Origin of the sequence: Pseudoalteromonas sp. SG43-7 (assembly GCF_014164295.1) — a bacterium.
GTDB lineage: Bacteria > Pseudomonadota > Gammaproteobacteria > Enterobacterales > Alteromonadaceae > Pseudoalteromonas > Pseudoalteromonas rhizosphaerae.
Window position 1 is genome coordinate 1 of sequence record NZ_JACJEY010000076.1, and the last position, 16,000, is coordinate 16,000.

At 40.0% G+C, this 16,000-nt stretch carries 18 protein-coding genes; 9 read left to right on the plus strand and 9 right to left on the minus strand.

Going from position 1 to position 16,000, the window contains the following annotated elements; genetic code table 11:
• Nucleotides 1-378: 378 nt before the first annotated feature.
• The gene (locus tag H5200_RS21260; RefSeq protein ID WP_182762539.1) at nucleotides 379-555 is read right to left on the minus strand and encodes a DUF6435 family protein; all 177 of its coding nucleotides are present in this window, start codon (nucleotides 553-555) and stop codon (nucleotides 379-381) included.
• A gap of 193 nt (nucleotides 556-748) precedes the next feature.
• Between H5200_RS21260 and H5200_RS21265 the strand changes: the two genes are divergently transcribed.
• The gene (locus tag H5200_RS21265; protein WP_182762541.1) at nucleotides 749-1,699 is read left to right on the plus strand and encodes an oxidoreductase family protein; all 951 of its coding nucleotides are present in this window, start codon (nucleotides 749-751) and stop codon (nucleotides 1,697-1,699) included.
• 1 nt (nucleotide 1,700) lies between these two features.
• The gene (locus H5200_RS21270) at nucleotides 1,701-2,684 is read left to right on the plus strand and encodes a Gfo/Idh/MocA family protein (RefSeq protein ID WP_182762543.1); all 984 of its coding nucleotides are present in this window, start codon (nucleotides 1,701-1,703) and stop codon (nucleotides 2,682-2,684) included.
• A gap of 1 nt (nucleotide 2,685) precedes the next feature.
• On the opposite strand, the gene H5200_RS21275 is transcribed toward H5200_RS21270, so the two are convergent.
• Nucleotides 2,686-3,528 (minus strand): ABC transporter substrate-binding protein, encoded by an 843-nt coding sequence (locus H5200_RS21275; RefSeq protein ID WP_182718724.1) that lies wholly within the window; start codon nucleotides 3,526-3,528, stop codon nucleotides 2,686-2,688.
• Between the two features lie 201 nt (nucleotides 3,529-3,729).
• On the opposite strand from H5200_RS21275, the gene upp reads away from it, so the two are divergent.
• From upp to H5200_RS21300, 5 genes are all read left to right on the plus strand, one after another.
• On the plus strand, nucleotides 3,730-4,359 hold the full coding sequence (gene upp / locus H5200_RS21280) for a uracil phosphoribosyltransferase (RefSeq protein WP_145236059.1): 630 nt from the start codon (nucleotides 3,730-3,732) through the stop codon (nucleotides 4,357-4,359).
• Between the two features lie 2 nt (nucleotides 4,360-4,361).
• Nucleotides 4,362-5,594 carry a uracil-xanthine permease family protein gene (locus H5200_RS21285; RefSeq protein WP_182718725.1) on the plus strand — a complete coding sequence of 411 codons (1,233 nt, stop codon included), beginning with the start codon at nucleotides 4,362-4,364 and terminating at the stop codon, nucleotides 5,592-5,594.
• A gap of 149 nt (nucleotides 5,595-5,743) precedes the next feature.
• Nucleotides 5,744-7,486 carry an HAD-IIB family hydrolase gene (locus tag H5200_RS21290; protein ID WP_182718726.1) on the plus strand — a complete coding sequence of 581 codons (1,743 nt, stop codon included), beginning with the start codon at nucleotides 5,744-5,746 and terminating at the stop codon, nucleotides 7,484-7,486.
• Nucleotides 7,479-8,699 carry a glycosyl transferase gene (locus tag H5200_RS21295; protein WP_149980138.1) on the plus strand — a complete coding sequence of 407 codons (1,221 nt, stop codon included), beginning with the start codon at nucleotides 7,479-7,481 and terminating at the stop codon, nucleotides 8,697-8,699. The genes H5200_RS21290 and H5200_RS21295 overlap by 8 nt, the downstream gene beginning before the upstream one ends.
• A gap of 68 nt (nucleotides 8,700-8,767) precedes the next feature.
• Complete coding sequence (locus tag H5200_RS21300) at nucleotides 8,768-10,540, plus strand: sugar phosphorylase (protein WP_182718727.1); 1,773 nt, start codon at nucleotides 8,768-8,770, stop codon at nucleotides 10,538-10,540.
• A 61-nt stretch (nucleotides 10,541-10,601) separates the two neighbouring features.
• On the opposite strand, the gene H5200_RS21305 is transcribed toward H5200_RS21300, so the two are convergent.
• A complete protein-coding gene (locus H5200_RS21305; protein ID WP_182762544.1) occupies nucleotides 10,602-10,901 on the minus strand; it encodes a hypothetical protein in 300 nt (99 codons plus the stop codon).
• On the minus strand, nucleotides 10,898-11,671 hold the full coding sequence (locus tag H5200_RS21310; RefSeq protein WP_182718729.1) for a substrate-binding domain-containing protein: 774 nt from the start codon (nucleotides 11,669-11,671) through the stop codon (nucleotides 10,898-10,900). Before H5200_RS21310 ends, H5200_RS21305 begins: the two co-directional genes overlap by 4 nt.
• 149 nt (nucleotides 11,672-11,820) lie before the next feature.
• On the opposite strand from H5200_RS21310, the gene H5200_RS21315 reads away from it, so the two are divergent.
• Nucleotides 11,821-12,210 (plus strand): cytochrome b562, encoded by a 390-nt coding sequence (locus H5200_RS21315; protein WP_182718730.1) that lies wholly within the window; start codon nucleotides 11,821-11,823, stop codon nucleotides 12,208-12,210.
• A gap of 72 nt (nucleotides 12,211-12,282) precedes the next feature.
• On the opposite strand, the gene ykgO is transcribed toward H5200_RS21315, so the two are convergent.
• A complete protein-coding gene (gene ykgO / locus H5200_RS21320; RefSeq protein WP_149980141.1) occupies nucleotides 12,283-12,426 on the minus strand; it encodes a type B 50S ribosomal protein L36 in 144 nt (47 codons plus the stop codon).
• A gap of 2 nt (nucleotides 12,427-12,428) precedes the next feature.
• Nucleotides 12,429-12,680 (minus strand): type B 50S ribosomal protein L31, encoded by a 252-nt coding sequence (locus tag H5200_RS21325; protein ID WP_145236032.1) that lies wholly within the window; start codon nucleotides 12,678-12,680, stop codon nucleotides 12,429-12,431.
• Between the two features lie 224 nt (nucleotides 12,681-12,904).
• Between H5200_RS21325 and H5200_RS21330 the strand changes: the two genes are divergently transcribed.
• Nucleotides 12,905-13,192 carry a hypothetical protein gene (locus H5200_RS21330; RefSeq protein ID WP_182718731.1) on the plus strand — a complete coding sequence of 96 codons (288 nt, stop codon included), beginning with the start codon at nucleotides 12,905-12,907 and terminating at the stop codon, nucleotides 13,190-13,192.
• Nucleotides 13,193-14,004: 812 nt separating this feature from the next.
• Here the strand turns inward: H5200_RS21330 and tyrS are convergent.
• From tyrS to H5200_RS24505, 3 genes are all read right to left on the minus strand, one after another.
• Complete coding sequence (tyrS, locus tag H5200_RS21335) at nucleotides 14,005-15,261, minus strand: tyrosine--tRNA ligase (protein WP_182757622.1); 1,257 nt, start codon at nucleotides 15,259-15,261, stop codon at nucleotides 14,005-14,007.
• Between the two features lie 81 nt (nucleotides 15,262-15,342).
• Nucleotides 15,343-15,915 (minus strand): LuxR C-terminal-related transcriptional regulator, encoded by a 573-nt coding sequence (locus H5200_RS21340; protein WP_220497048.1) that lies wholly within the window; start codon nucleotides 15,913-15,915, stop codon nucleotides 15,343-15,345.
• The coding region (locus H5200_RS24505; RefSeq protein ID WP_404936146.1) for an IS3 family transposase at nucleotides 15,905-16,000 on the minus strand (96 nt) is incomplete at its 5' end. The genes H5200_RS21340 and H5200_RS24505, both read right to left, overlap by 11 nt.

Here is a 16,000-nt window from a genome sequence, read left to right on the forward strand (position 1 = left end):
AAAATATCAAAATATCAAAATATCAAAATATCAAAATATTAAAATTATAGGAAAAGTCACGGCGCTTTGGAGTGGTTGAGGTAAAATAATGCGCTGCTGTTTAGATGGTTAATAAGTCATAATGACGCAGGAGCTGCTCTGTGTCTCAACTTTTCTCGCGATGTAAATAAAATTCCATAACTACCAAGCGCTTGGATTTTCTTTGCGTGCATTCCATTTAATCTAGCCCAGCACCATTAGGTGTCAGGATAAGTAGTTGAAATAGTGTGGATGAGTTTGTGTAAAGGGCTGATTTGTATGAATTGACTCAACCACGATTCACGGGGCTCAATAAAAAGCCCCATTTCATAATTTTAGACTGCGGGCTAAATATTATATTTACTTGTTTTGTTTTTCTATCTCTATTATTTGTTTGTCTATTTGGTCTGCTTCAAAGGATAGTTCTGAGTATTTGCGTATATCGCCATTACGTTGGGCATGCATGGCTTGTTCTAGTTTCATAGAAAGCTGCTTATGTAGCTTTTTAGTTGGGTCTTTCTTAAAGAATGAAAACATATATTACTCGTTTAATAACTGGTGCAGATTGATACGTTTCAATCAATGCATTGGTTTACATTATGTTGAAATTGTAAGCTGGCAAAAGATAATGATTGCTAACATGTAGTTAAGTAGTGTTCTGCGTTGCCTGTAAGCGCTTTAATCTTAAAATGTTTATGTCATACTAAGTGTTTTATGAATATTGGTGCGTATGTCTTTTTATCTGCCATTAATTGGTCTTCATTATAAAAATATTAAAATCACTGAAACAATCACTGCTTTATGGAGTGGCTGTGGTGAAATAGTGCGTTGTCGTTTAGACGGTAAAGCCTGCGTCATTAAAGCGATTAGTGTGCCCGATCACATAAATCATCCGCGAATTTCGCAAACTGAGTTTGCAATTAACCGAAAGCGTCACTCGTATGAAGTCGAATTTTATTGGTATCAGCATTATGCGACGCGATTACCATCTAGAGCAGGTGCTTTAAGGTGTTTTAATGCCATAGAACATGAACAGCACAAAGTCTTAGTGTTTGCTGATTTTACAGAGAGTGGCTTTGTAAACGCAAAACCAATCCATACACATGTTACAGCCATTATTAAGTGGTTGGCGTATTTTCATGCTTTTCATTTTCAAGTCAAAGCTGATGGCTTATGGTCGCAGGGGAGTTATTGGCATTTAGCTACTCGGCCAGACGAGTATGAAAAAATGGCAGATTGTGCTATCAAGCAACAAGCACACAGCATCGATCAAACTATTCGGGCATGTCAGTATCAAACGCTTATTCATGGTGATGCAAAACTTGCGAACTTCGCTGTTAATAGTTCGACTATGGAAGTTTTAGGATATGACTTTCAATATGTTGGCGCTGGAGTAGGTGTTATTGACGTTATGTACTTTTTGGGTAGTTGTTTAAATGAACAGCAATTACAACAAAGAGCTGATGATTACTTAGCCGATTACTTTAAATATTTTGCCAACGCCATGCACATATTTGATAAAAGCGCATATAGCCATGCTGCTATTAACGAATGGCAAACCTTGTGGCCAGTTGTATGGGCTGACTTTTACCGATTTTTAATGGGCTGGAGTCCAGAACACGTAAAAATTAATGCTTATATGCAATTTCAAATTACAAAAACAAATTTTGGGGTAACGTAGAATGACGAAACAGATCCGTTGGGGAATGATTGGCTGTGGCGCTGTAACCGAGGTGAAAAGTGGCCCAGCGTATAAAAATACGAAAGGTTTTGTGTTGCAAGGCGTTACTCGACGAGATACCGCACTTGCTGAAGATTACGCAAAATGCCATAACGTACCTATGGTATTTAAAACGGCCGATGAATTGATAGTAAGTTCTGATATTGATGCCGTGTATATCGCAACGCCTCCAGATAGCCATATGGAGCTTGCGCTAAAAGTTGCTGCTGCGGGCAAACCATGTTGTATTGAAAAACCACTGGCGCCTACATTGGCTCACAGTGAAGTTATTCTTGAAGCTTTCAGCAGTAAAAATGTTCCCTTGTTCGTCGCGTATTATCGACGTTCTTTACCGCGCTTTAATAAAGTAAAAAGCCTGATTGACACGGGCGAAATCGGCCAGGTGCGACATATTAATTGGCACTTAAGTAAAGCCTCCAGCGAGCAAGATAGATCAGGTGTTTACAATTGGCGTACCGATAAAACTATCGCACCAGGAGGTTATTTTGATGATTTAGCCAGCCATGGTCTCGATTTATTTGGTTACTTATTTGGTTACTTATTTGGTGATTATGAACAAGTGAAAGGACTGGCGACAAACCAGCAAAACTTATATGGCGCTTTTGATGCAATCACTGCGTGTTGGCAGCATAAAAACGGTATTACCGGCTCAGGAAGTTGGAACTTTGGTGGTTTTTCTCGTTTTGATGTTGTTACTTTATACGGTGAAAAGGGCGAGATCAGCTTTAGCGTATTTGATGAGCAAGCAATTACGGTTATTAACGAAAGTGGTCAGCAACAACTGAGCATTGAAAACCCGCCTCATGTTCAACAATATCATGTGCAAAATATGGCCTCGTCATTATTTGAAAATATTACACATCCGTCAACAGGTCATTCGGCCGCACATACTAGTTGGGTGATGGAGCAAATTTTAAACAACTAAATCAGCGTGCAGGTATTGCTACGTTAAAAGCATCTTGTAATGCGTGTAATATCAGCGCCTGCTCCGGCGGTGCAAATATTTGTGTGTGACTACTAATGATTATTTTCTGAATTTCAGGCGTTTGTAATGCTTGATCAAATAATGCAATCACTTGCTTTCCTTGTTCTGACTGCGAGCATGCAATATAGCCAAACACTGTTTGATTCGTGTCGTCTAGGCTGAGATAGCGGATATTTTCTGTGCTTGGATCTGTACCGTGACGAGAAGTAAACACCGATCTGTATTCAATAACGGCATCGAACTTATTTTGAAATAGCATTTGACTAAGGCGATAAGCACCTGTTGTGCCGCCTAAGCTCATAAATGATTTAGGATGCTTGGTAATATAATTATCTATTTCGTGACCATATGAACGCCCTGAAGCAATGCCGATGGTGAGATTATATTTATTTACCGCATCATTTAAACTAATATTTTCAGGCAGTTCTGGATGATTATACACCACTAAGCGGTTGGCCGGAAAAGCCATAATTGGGGAGGTACTAAATAATGCATTTTCAAGGCGATCAGGTGTTTTGACTTTATTGTACAAACACACATCTTTCATTGCATGCAATTGTTGCCACTCCCTTAATCTACTCGCTGTGATAAAGTTTAACGCGATTGCACCATTGAGCTGCTTTTCAATATCGAGCAAAAATTGAGTGGCTATGTTAAATGGATCATCATTTTCCTGTGATGCAAAGTCGGTCATCATTTGCACCTTTAATGGTTTTTTAGCCATCGCTAATGAAGGCATTATTGCTAAAATACCAATCAAGAGCCCAATAACAAACTTTGACATAAAACCTATGTGAGCAAATTATTCATAGCTATTATTATAGTGTAGTTGCGTTGAAAATGACAATTATCGGATTAAATGAGATAAAGCGCTGTATTAGGAACATAAAATAATTTTTTTATTGCACTGATCATGCTTTTTTAAAGTCTGATGGAATTTTTTAAGCTAAAATAAGCGCAATTTATTTTTCTTTTAGGCGCTATTATGACTATTCATGTAATTAACCACCCACTTGTTCAACATAAACTTGGCCTTATGCGAGAATATGGCATTAGTACTAAGAGTTTCCGTGAGCTTTCGTCTGAAGTGGGTACATTATTAACCTATGAAGCGACTAAAAACCTGCCACTGGAAAAAGTAACAATTACCAGTTGGGATGGTAATCAATTAGATGTTGAACACATCAAAGGTAAAAAAATTACTGTTGTGCCAATTTTACGTGCTGGCCTTGGCATGATGGATGGTGTTATGCAGTTACTGCCTGCTGCAAAAGTCAGTGTTGTGGGCCTGCAACGTAATGAAGAAACATTAGAACCAATTCCTTACTTTGAAAAGTTAGTAGGCAAAATTGATGAGCGCTTGAGCCTCGTTATTGATCCAATGCTCGCAACTGGGGGCTCGATGATTGCGACTATCGATATGCTGAAAAAAGCGGGTTGTAAAGAAATTAAAGTGATTGTATTGGTTGCCGCACCTGAAGGGGTTGAAAAAACCCTTGCAGCTCATCCTGATGTAGAGATTTTTACCGCATCATTAGACAGCCACTTAAATGAGAAAGGCTATATAATTCCTGGTCTTGGTGATGCTGGCGATAAAATTTTTGGTACTGTCTAACAGTGGATAACTCTACCTTTTCAATCAAAACAATTTTAACTGGGGCGCAAATGTTATTTGTCGCCTTTGGTGCCTTGGTGTTAGTTCCTTTATTAACGGGGCTTGATCCAAATGTGGCACTTTTTACGGCTGGTATTGGTACCTTGCTGTTCCATTTGGTAACTAAAGGTCAGGTGCCGATATTTTTAGCTTCATCATTTGCGTTTATCGCCCCTATTATTGCCTGCGTGCAGCTATGGGGTGTGCCTGCCACAATGGGGGGCTTAATGGCTGCAGGCGGGGCTTATATGTTGTTAAGTCTATTAGTGAAATTAAAAGGTGTAGCTACCCTGCATAAAATATTACCACCAGTTGTGGTCGGTCCGGTGATCATGGTAATTGGTTTAGCACTGGCACCTGTTGCAGTTAATATGGCAATGGGTAAAAGCGGCGATGGTTCAATTCAGTTGATTGCGTACGAGCAAGCCATTTGGGTGGCGGCATTTTCGTTGTTAGTGACGCTAATTTTCGCGGTATGGGGCAAAGGTGTATTTAAGCTGATCCCTATCTTAGCTGGAGTCATCGCAGGTTACAGTTTATCGCTATATTTAGGGATCGTGCAATTTGATGCTGTTACTAATGCACCGTGGTTTGCAATGCCAGCTTTTACTTGGCCTGAGTTTAAATGGCAAGCGGTGTTATTTATGGTGCCGGTGGCAATAGCCCCCGCTATTGAACATATTGGCGATATGATGGCGATTAGCCAAGTCACCAATAAAGACTATTTGAAAAAACCGGGCTTACATCGCACCTTGTTTGGTGATGGATTAGCTACTACTGCAGCGTCTATATTCGGCGGGCCACCTAATACCACCTATTCAGAGGTCACCGGTGCAGTGATGCTTACGCGTAACTTTAATCCTAAAGTGATGATGTGGACTGCCATTATCGCCATTATTTTAGCGTTTGTGGCTAAAATGGGCGCTGGTTTGCAAACCATACCAGTACCTGTGATGGGGGGGATCATGATTTTGCTGTTTGGCTCAATTGCTGTGGTGGGTTTAAATTCGTTAGTGAAAAGTGGAGAAGACTTAACGGCTCCACGTAACCTCAGTATTGTGGCACTCATTTTAGTGTGTGGCATTGGTGGTATGCATATCGGTGGCAACGAATTTAGCTTACAAGGCGTGAGCCTATGCGCTATTTTAGGCATAGTGCTTAATTTAGTGTTACCAAAGGCTGATAAGCCAACGTAATATTTTGCACATTCAGCTAATGATTTGCACCAAAATAGCGCATTTAATATGCGCTATTTTTTTAACTAACTAAAAAATATAAAGTTATAAAACTGGTCTAGTAACTGCATTTACCTCATTAACAGTGTCATACTGATCAGGAGCGTTTAATGCAAGAGACAAATATTGTGGATATCACCCCATTTTTAGCAAAACATCAGCTGCCACTCAAATATCAGTATTTGAGTGAACAGTATTTCGTCCCACTCGCTGAAGATATTCTCCACAGCAAACCAACTGATGGTCCAATGCTGGTGGCAATCAATGGTTGCCAAGGCTCAGGTAAAACGACATTAGCAGATTTTTTAGTTACTTGGATCAACTGTAATACAGCGTTTAATAGTATTGCGATGTCGATTGATGATTTTTATCACAGCCACGCGCATCGTCAACAATTAAGTAAAGATGTACATCCGTTATTTGCAACGCGTGGTGTGCCAGGTACCCATGATACAGCACTTATGCAGCAGACTTTTACCGCGTTACTTGCAGGTGAAGTAGGGGTGCCTTTGCCACAGTTTGATAAACAAACCGATGATCCAGTTACGCAAGCGTTATGGCCTACTAATAAACAGCCTGTTGATATCATTTTTTTTGAAGGTTGGTGTGTTGGTAGCATAGCGCAACAACCTTATCAATTACATCAATCAGTTAATCAATTAGAACAATACGAGGATCCTGAAGGTATTTGGCGACGCTGTGTAAACAGTTGTTTAGCGAATGAATACCAAGATATTTTTGCAATGATTGATTATACCGTGATGCTAAAAGCACCGTCATTTGCCGACGTATATGGGTGGCGATTAGAGCAAGAGCAAAAATTACTGTCGCATAAAGGACGAGGCCAAGGAACGTTCGATGAGCAACAATTAGTGCGATTTATTTCTCATTTTGAACGTATTACGCGAGAAAATTTAACTCAGTTACCAGAGCAAGTCGATGCATTACTGAGCCTAGATAAAGTACGTGATATTAGTGCCATGAAGCTTCGCGCTGATGATGTTGCAATGCCACTTATTTTCACTGATTTAGACGGTACGTTACTTGATCATAACGATTACCAATGTACTGAGATTGCTCCGTTTTTAAGCCAATTGAGTCGCGCAGGTATCGCTGTAGTTTTTAATACCAGCAAAACGTTTGCAGAGGTAATCGCACTGCAAAAATCACTTGGGTTAAACCAGCCGTTTATTATTGAAAATGGCGGGGCTGTATATATTCCAAAAAATTATTTTTCATTAAAACCAATTGGCTGCGAAGAGCTGGATGAACACTGGCGTTATGCGCTGTCGCCAACCAATAAACAGTTGTACAGTGAATTACTTGAATACGGTAGCGAGTTTAGTGCTTATTACCGTTTGTTCAGTCAATTATCAGCGCAAGAAGTCAGTCAGATAACAGACTTGAGCCTAGCACAAAGCGAACTTGCCCGTATTCGTGAATATTCAGATCCGCTTTTTTGGCAAGGCACAGAGCAACAGCTACTTGACTTTTTAGAAGCAATAAAACCGCTTGGTTATGAAGTGTTAATAGGCGGGCGTTTTATTCATTTAAATCGCAGTACCAATAAAGGTAAAGCGCAAAACTGGTTAGTAGAGCAATTTAAAAAACATTGTCGTCATGCTTTCACCACTATTGCACTGGGTGATAGCCAAAATGATATGGCGATGTTGGATGCCGCAGATATCGCGATTTTAATTAATAATCCTGCCAGTAAAGCCAAGGCAAAATTATCCCACAAACCATGGCGTGTTAGTGAACACCCAGCCCCACAAGGTTGGCTCGATGAAGTAGCAGATCTAAGTGTTATCAAAGCGCAATTAGCGTCTAAACAGGAGCAATCACATGGCTGATTTTTACCAAAATGGCATCATAACAACATTACATAATATTGCCGACCGTCCGCTGGCTGATCTAGAAGCTGAACTCGTTAGCTTTTCAAAACAACGGCCAATGGGCTTGATTTTACCCTCCTTGTACAGTGAACTTGAGGGCTCTGCATTACAAAATATTGTGCAAGAATTGAAACATGTTCCTTATTTGTCGCAAATTACGATTGGCTTAGACAGGGCCGATGAGAGTCAGTATCGTCATGCATTACAATTTTTTGCAGAGCTTGACCAACATCACCGCGTGCTTTGGAACGAAGGGCCACGTTTGCAAGCACTCGATAAAGAGTTGCAAGCGTTAGGCGTCGCGCCGCGTGAACTCGGCAAAGGCCGTAATGTGTGGTACTGCATGGGTTATAAATTGGCAACGGCAAAAGTTGAGTCAATAGCACTGCATGATTGTGATATTTTAACTTATGACCGTAGTTTATTAGCGCGATTAATTTATCCAGTTGCTCACCCGCGCTTTAACTATGAATTTTGTAAAGGCTTTTACCCTCGTACTGCTGATGGCAAGATCAATGGCCGTGTATCGCGTTTACTCGTTACTCCTTTATTGCGTTCATTTAAAACCATTTTAGGCAGCACTGACTACCTTGAATATATGGATTCATTTCGTTATCCGCTGGCGGGGGAATTTTCGTTTCGCCGTGATGTGCTCAACGATATTCGTATTCCTAGCGATTGGGGCTTAGAGATTGGCGTACTGTCTGAAATGTACCGTAACTACTCACACAATCGCTTGTGCCAAGTAGATATTGCAGATAACTATGATCATAAACACCAAGCGCTGTCACTGGATAATCAAGCGGCTGGCTTGTCAAAAATGTCGATAGATATCACCAAAGCGCTGTTTCGTAAGTTAGCCACGCAAGGAGTGACATTTACCACGGAAACCATTCGGTCACTTAAAGCAACTTATTATCGTATCGCACTGGATTTTATTGAAACTTATCATAACGATGCCATGATGAACGGCTTAAAACTCGATATTCATCAAGAAGAAAAAGCAGTAGAAATGTTTGCGCAAAACATTATGAACGCAGGTGAGCATTTTTTACAGTATCCAATGGAAGCGCCATTTGTGCCAAGCTGGAACCGAGTTGCTTCAGCAATGCCAGATGTGTTTGCGCGTTTAGAAGAAGCAGTAGAGCTTGATAATAAAGAGTTTTCATAATAATACTTAAGCAGAGAAGTAATTACAGATAAATAATTAAAAATTAGTATAAACAACGGGGTAGGGTAATGAGTAAAGCGTTATTTGAACAACGGGTTGAACAGCACCTGACGAGTATATATGAGGGTGTTGACTTATGTATGAGTATTGATGCGCTTGCAAGCATGTTGATCACTACCATGTTAAGAGACGACCCGGTTCGAGACCCTACGCCGCATAAAAACCGCTGGGATCAGCAAGATGTAATTTTGATTGCTTATGGCGATTCAATTATGCGTTATCGCGATGCAGATCAAGCAGTTGCGGTACCGAGTGAACCACCGTTACATACCCTTCATCGGTTTATGAAAAACCAGTGTGCGGGAACGATTAACGCGTTGCATATATTACCTTTTTATCCTTATAGCTCTGATGAGGGCTTTTCGGTAATGAACTATGTACAAGTGAATGAATCTCTTGGTAGTTGGGATGATATTCAAGGAATAGCTCAAGATGTAAAGCTAATGGCTGATTTAGTGATCAACCACTGCTCTAGTCGCAGTCGTTGGTTTGAAAACTTTATTCAGGGCAAAGAGCCGGGGTTAAGCTACTTTAAAACAGCTAGCTTAAATGACGATCTATCTGACGTTGTGCGACCAAGAACATCACCGCTACTTAATACAGTGCAAACGGCACTAGGGGAGCGCCATGTTTGGTGCACATTTAGCCCAGATCAAGTTGACTTAGATTTTGCTAATCCATTAGTGCTTAATGAATTTGTAGGTATTATTCGCCATTACTTGGATAATGGTATAAAGATATTTCGCCTTGATGCTGTGGCTTTTTTATGGAAAGAACTTAATACTTCTTGCATTAATTTACCGCAAACACATGAAGTGATCAGATTACTGCGAACGCTAATAGAGCATGTGGAGCCAAGTGCAGTTATAATCACTGAAACAAACATTCCTAATCGTGAAAATTTATCTTACTTTGGTAATGCCAATGAGGCACATTGTATTTATAACTTTTCATTGCCGCCTTTGTTATTACATACCTTGCTCAGTGGTGACAGTAAAGCGCTCAAACATTGGATGATGAGCATGCCGCCAGCGCAAAATGGTACTGCCTACTTTAATTTTATAGCTTCTCACGATGGAATTGGCTTACGTCCTGTCGAAGGGTTGCTTGACGAGGATGAACTAGGGCAAATGGTCAATACGGTTAGTCGCTTTGGCGCAAAGGTGTCAATGCGCACAGCGAATAATGGCACCAGCTCACCCTATGAACTTAATATTGCGTTATTTGATGCCTTACAAGGCACTCATAAAGGCGTGGATAAGTGGGGCTTACAACGTTTTACCTGTGCTCATGCTATTATGTTTGCCCTCGAAGGCATTCCTGGGCTTTATATTCATAGTTTACTTGGTACCACCAATGATTATGAACGCTTTGAAAATAGCCAGCATAACCGCTGTATTAACCGTCATCGTTGGCAAGAGTCGGCACTACTTGAAAAGCTTGCCGATCAATCAAGTCATCATTATCACGTGTTTACTCAAATCAATAATTTACTGGCTATTCGTAAGCAGCAAGATGCTTTTCACCCTAATGCGACGCAATTTACCTTACATTTAACCGGTGCTTTATTTGGTTTTTGGCGTCAAAGTATAGACCGTAGGCAAAGTGTTTTTTGTGTTTATAACATTAGCGATGAGCCTCAGACTCTGCTATTAGCTGATCTGAACTTAATTGATACTGAGCAGTGGTTTGAACTTATTTCTGCTCAGGCAATAGAGCAGGGGCAACAAAGTATTGAACTTGCGCCTTATCAGCCGCTATGGCTATCGAATCGACAATAGTTAGCTATTTTACTGGAAAACGGAGAGTTACTGTAAAGGGCTGTAAATCCCCTTTACAGTGTTATTTATTAAGGGCTTTGACGAGGTTATCTACTGTAAATGGCCTCGGATCTGAGGCTGTTTTACTAAATTGAGCAAAATCAATGTCGGCTAAATCAGTTTCATTTATGTGCTTTACAAGAGGTATGGTTTCAGTAGTAAGGTTACTGAATATGGATAAATATGAATGATTTAGGGGAACTCGAGTATTTTCATTATGATGATCAACTATATTAATAAGTGCATAGGCACCTAATAACACATGGCCACCCAATGTTATACCCAACGCTTTGATACCTTTTGGTACAGAGTCCCAATTCATCCCACCAACAATGACCTTATGTGCACTTGTAATGCTCTTTTTGCACCAAACCCAATTGCATCATTGGCGCACCATATAATATTGATCTCAGGAGCAAACTCCATAAATGCTAAGGTTTTTGTGTAACTTTCCTGTTCAGACCAATTGGCAACCTCTTTTCCTATAAAGTTTATATCTTCATGTTGCTCAACAAATTCAGTTAGGCCTGCAACACGTTCTACCGATGCAGGCGTTGTATAATCGCCAATAAGGGCGAGTATATTAGCAGGTTGAGTCGATGTTGTTGAGTGTTTAATAAGTAACTGTTGTGCAAGCACTTTTCCTGCAGCATAATTATCCGGTATGACGCTGCCAATAATATTAACGCCAGCTCGTTTTAATGATATAAATTTTCCGATAGCAGGTCGGCTATATAAAAAATAAATAGGGATATTTCTGGTATTTAATTTTGCTAAGTATTTACTGACAACGCTTTTTTCATCTACCACAACTAAATAGTCAGGCTTGTCTTTAATTGCCTGCCTGATAAGCTCTTTCATCAAAATATGATTACGATTCGCGTATTTTATGTGCAAGTTTATATCTAAGTCATCCGCCGCATTTAGCATAATCTTAGATACTTTGAACCAAAAGTTACCGGTTGTATTTATTTCATCAGATGAATCTGCAAACCCGGGATTTACAAAGGTAATGTTTAATTTGGCAAAGCTAGAAGGGCTAATTATTAAACACAACAAGAAAATCAGAAATTGTTTTTTTAATCTTCGCATTCGCTCTAAACCCAAAACACATCTCATCAACAAAAACGAATTCTAACACAAAATTAATTTTCACCACACTTAGAGTAAGGTTATATTCATAGCTGCTGGAGTGTATAATGATTTTTCATCTTTTTTGAGTTGTAACTGTTAGGATTATTATGAAAGTATTTCTGTGTCTTGTGGCACTGCTGTTTGTTCCGAGTTTATTTGCTAACGACGATTTAGATCTTGAAGCCAACATGAAGAATATGGGGCTTGCGTTCAAGCATACTGTTGAAGCAACACAACTACAGGAGTTTAATACCGCGATCGATGAATTTATGATATTGGTTAAGCGAAGTAAAACAGCCACTTTTCACAAAGAGGCTGAGCAGTCACTGCAAGGTTTAGATAAAGTGATCGCAAAAGCTGAACTTGCAAAAAAATTAGCGAATGAGCAAGGACTCGAAGCAGCCAAAGGACCGTTAAAAGCCATTGATGGGCTCCGTAAGCAATACCATAAACTGCATGAGCCACCAGGGTTTTGGGAGCTGTTGTTCGGTAAGTAGTGTTAGATTGTATTTAAGTTTAGCCTTAAAGACTGTACGCCTATATCAAGGTGTACAGTCTATGATAGTTATTTATTTTCTTCCTTTCTTTTTCATACCTTGCACTGCTTTAAAGCGTGGATTGTCTTTACAGATCACAAAAACGCGTCCTTTGCGTTTAACAATTTGACATCCCGGGCGGTTTTTAGCACTTTTCAATGAACTCAAGACTTTCATGATTATTTGCTCCCTAAGTTTTTAAAGCGGCGATTAAACGCAGCAACTCGACCATCTGTTGCAACAGATTTTTGCTTACCAGTATAAAATGGATGTGAGTCACTTGATACATCAATAGGTACGTAAGGGTATGTTTTGCCATCTAACTCAACGGTTCGATCAGTTTTAATTGTTGAACCAATAATAAAGTAGCTATCGGCGGCCGTGTCATGAAAAGCAACCGTTTGGTAATCAGGGTGAATATTAGGTTTCATAAATAGCCTTTTACTGGAAATTAATGTTATGTGATATTATCACTATAATTTATAGTAAATAAGAATTCTTTGCAAATACTATTTTTGAGTTGTTGGTAAAGTAGCTAATTTGATGTTTATTCACACAAACAAGTTAAAAAATCAGCAGTTGATTTAAAAAAACTAGCTATTGGGAATTAGCCTGTTATAAATAATAAGTAATCAAGAATAGGAGTCAGATTATTATGAGTGGTTCAGCCCAACAACAGCATGGTAGTGAACAAAGTCAGGAAATAGATCAGGGCGTCATGGAGACATTACGTAGTCGTGATCATAGTGTCCTAGCACAACAAATAGACCCATTAAGCTGCACCCATAATGACATTGTTGAATTGCTTGCACAGTATTTGGCATTAAGTGATCAAGACGATGATGATGTTTTTGATGCTTGGTTTGATGGCCTCAGTAAAGCGCAACATACGGTTTTAAAAGTATTTGAAGTATATCGCGGTCAGTTTGAGCATCAAGAGTAACTTTTACATATTGGATAAATTGGTTCAGAGTTAATCTTTATAAGGCAATTTGCATTTCTTGCTATTATAGCTGGTCCAAATGCTGCACAAACTCAGCTTGTTAGTAGGCAAGGTGTAATACCAATCGACTTAAATATTTAACCATTCTAGCGAGCTGAATAAAGCGCTAACTGCGTTATAATTTTTTCAATTAGAACAACTACATGTCAAAATTTACGCCTTGTTATCACTGTATTTATCTGTCGCTATAAATGGTCAGTAACTTAACACGATTGGTATAAAGTTAAGATAGCTTGAGCTTATTTTAATGCACCTTCGCAGCAGAGCACGACAAAGAACAAATCCAGTACGGTATCACATAGACCATTTCGACAGCGTAACCCTTTGGACAATAAGCGTGATCTAATGATGGATAATGCGAAAACAATTACAAGCAGCAACAAGTTTTAACGAAAAGAGCAAGGTGTTGTTTGGTGGTTATCTGAGCCATCGAATAAAAACCAGTGAAAATGACGAATAGCTCTATTTTTGATAGGTAGAAAAGTGCCAAAAACGTACCTTCAAGCGTAAATCGTTTCTGCCCCATTCTGAGTTGCGAACGTTCAGCTACTCGGTTCCCTAAAGCGTAATTTGATGTACTCTTCCTTATGTTTAGATCTCTAACTCTATGGCGAAATTTGTTAATCCACTACAAACTACGGTGCAAGATTAGACCTGCAAATATCAGGAATTTTTGGCGTCATTATTTGCCATTGCAATGTTCAATGGCAAATAATCATCTGAGGTAGAGTGTGACCCAAAATAGAAGTGTGTTAATCCACTATACGTCTCACCAAGCAAAAATGCTTTTTACCGCGTTGAAGCAACCAGTACTGGTCGAACAGTGGGTAGTTCAAGTTTGGGTTTTCTGCATCGACTTTATCGCCATTCACACTGATTGCGTTGCTGCCAATCAGTTCTCGTGCAATGCGCTTTGAGTTGGTTAAGCTTGATTCAACTAGTAGTTTTACCAAGTCTTGCTCAGCACTTTGCATGCTAGGTAAGCCATCGAGTTCTAACTGTTTTAGTTCGTTTAAACTCAATAGTTGAACATTGCCGCTAAATAGCGCTTGGGTGATTCGCTCTGCACTAGCTAATCCTTCTTCACCATGGACAAACCGCGTCATTTGCTCTGCTAGGATAAGCTGTGCCCGTGGTTTACCTTTGTTCTCTTTGTCTTGTGTTTCAATCGCAGAAATTTCATTGCAGCTCAAGAAGGTGTAGTAGCGTAGGAAGTTGTAAACATCGGTATCTTCCACGGATAACCAGAATTGGTAGAAAGCGTAAGGCGACGTCTTACTTGGATCTAACCACACTGCACCGCCTTCGGTTTTACCAAACTTAGTGCCGTCAGATTTGGTGATCAAAGGTAGGGTTAGACCAAAGACCTGCTCACTATTTTGACGGCGAGAAAGGTCAATGCCACTAACAATGTTGCCCCATTGATCATTACCACCGATTTGTAGGCGACAGTTGTACTGGCGGTTCAATTCTGCGAAGTCGTAAGATTGCAGCAGAGCGTAACTGAACTCGGTGAATGAAATCCCTTGTTCAGGACGTTTTAAGCGTTGTTTAACGGACTCTCGGCTGATCATGGTATTCACGGAAAAATGCTTACCTATATCGCGGAAGAAATCGATCACGTTAATCTGCTTCACCCAATCAGCATTGTTTACCATGATCATTGGCTTGCTGATTTGCTTATCCATCAACTGTTGAATTTGGCTCGACAGATCTTGCACCCAACCCGATACGGTCTCTTCTGAGTTTAAGCTTCGTTCTGTGGCTTTAAAGCTTGGGTCACCAATCATACCTGTCGCACCACCAATAAGAGCGATGGCTTGGTGTCCTGCGTCTTGAAAACGCTTAAGCATAATCAGTGGCACTAGGTGGCCGATGTGCAAGCTACCTGCGGTTGGATCAAAACCGCAGTACAAGGTTTGTGGCTCACATAGCAATTGTTGAACTTGGTCTAAATCGCTCGCTTGGGCAATCAAACCGCGAGCTTGTAAATCTTCAATTAGTGTCATTGTCTTATCTTTGTCTGGTTTGGTTGTATTCATATTAAAAGGCGATGCGGAATTGAGATATATCCCTAAAGGGACAGTTTGTTACCTTGATTGAGTGATTAGGTGGTTGAGAAACAATTGAAAGAACTCGCTTAATGACGCCACATTCAACTGAGCGTAGATGCGTTTACGGTGATTCTTAACTGTGCCTACTGTGACATCAAGCTGCGTTGCAATCTCTTTGTTGTCATAGCCTTGCGCGATTAATGCGGCGATTTCCTGTTCTCGTTTGGTGAGGACAGTTTCGCCAAAAGATGCCACTGCGGATTCAATTGCTGCACGCATTTTTCCTGAATAAGCGTCAGGGCTGAATACTGGCTCAGCGAGTGTAAACTCAGTCTGTTTCCAGTGCTGTTGGCACAAAGATTGAATAATGGTGAAGTAAGATTTGAGTTTGGTTACTTGAGGTTTGTTGAAGCGTTTTTCATCTTGCATAAATCCTAAGTAGAGCATAACCCAGCGTGTGGGTTCGACTTCGATAAGCATGCTGAGTTCGTCCTTCCAGCCCGTTTGATGGTAAAACTGCTGACAGTAGGCTTGGTACTCGAAAGTGTTACGCGTTACGTCTTTATCTATGTAATGGTCAACAAATTCTGTAGAGATTCTAAGCGGCATTTTTTAATTCATTATATTTCTGATGTGGCGTCATATAATTAAGCGTAGAATGCCTACGTTTGTAATTGTAAAACTGAATATAATT

What these genes read in the sequence shown, in the direction of transcription:
- H5200_RS21340 (WP_220497048.1), bottom strand. Translation starts at nt 15,915, where the DNA reads ATGCCGCTTAGAATCTCTACAGAATTTGTTGACCATTACATAGATAAA.
- H5200_RS21300 (WP_182718727.1), top strand. Translation starts at nt 8,768, where the DNA reads ATGAGTAAAGCGTTATTTGAACAACGGGTTGAACAGCACCTGACGAGT.
- H5200_RS21295 (WP_149980138.1), top strand. Translation starts at nt 7,479, where the DNA reads ATGGCTGATTTTTACCAAAATGGCATCATAACAACATTACATAATATT.
- H5200_RS21325 (WP_145236032.1), bottom strand. Translation starts at nt 12,680, where the DNA reads ATGAAACCTAATATTCACCCTGATTACCAAACGGTTGCTTTTCATGAC.
- H5200_RS21310 (WP_182718729.1), bottom strand. Translation starts at nt 11,671, where the DNA reads ATGCGAAGATTAAAAAAACAATTTCTGATTTTCTTGTTGTGTTTAATA.
- upp (WP_145236059.1), top strand. Translation starts at nt 3,730, where the DNA reads ATGACTATTCATGTAATTAACCACCCACTTGTTCAACATAAACTTGGC.
- ykgO (WP_149980141.1), bottom strand. Translation starts at nt 12,426, where the DNA reads ATGAAAGTCTTGAGTTCATTGAAAAGTGCTAAAAACCGCCCGGGATGT.
- H5200_RS21275 (WP_182718724.1), bottom strand. Translation starts at nt 3,528, where the DNA reads ATGTCAAAGTTTGTTATTGGGCTCTTGATTGGTATTTTAGCAATAATG.
- H5200_RS21290 (WP_182718726.1), top strand. Translation starts at nt 5,744, where the DNA reads ATGCAAGAGACAAATATTGTGGATATCACCCCATTTTTAGCAAAACAT.
- H5200_RS21260 (WP_182762539.1), bottom strand. Translation starts at nt 555, where the DNA reads ATGTTTTCATTCTTTAAGAAAGACCCAACTAAAAAGCTACATAAGCAG.
- H5200_RS21330 (WP_182718731.1), top strand. Translation starts at nt 12,905, where the DNA reads ATGAGTGGTTCAGCCCAACAACAGCATGGTAGTGAACAAAGTCAGGAA.
- H5200_RS21305 (WP_182762544.1), bottom strand. Translation starts at nt 10,901, where the DNA reads ATGAATTGGGACTCTGTACCAAAAGGTATCAAAGCGTTGGGTATAACA.
- H5200_RS21315 (WP_182718730.1), top strand. Translation starts at nt 11,821, where the DNA reads ATGAAAGTATTTCTGTGTCTTGTGGCACTGCTGTTTGTTCCGAGTTTA.
- H5200_RS21265 (WP_182762541.1), top strand. Translation starts at nt 749, where the DNA reads ATGTCTTTTTATCTGCCATTAATTGGTCTTCATTATAAAAATATTAAA.
- H5200_RS21270 (WP_182762543.1), top strand. Translation starts at nt 1,701, where the DNA reads ATGACGAAACAGATCCGTTGGGGAATGATTGGCTGTGGCGCTGTAACC.
- tyrS (WP_182757622.1), bottom strand. Translation starts at nt 15,261, where the DNA reads ATGACACTAATTGAAGATTTACAAGCTCGCGGTTTGATTGCCCAAGCG.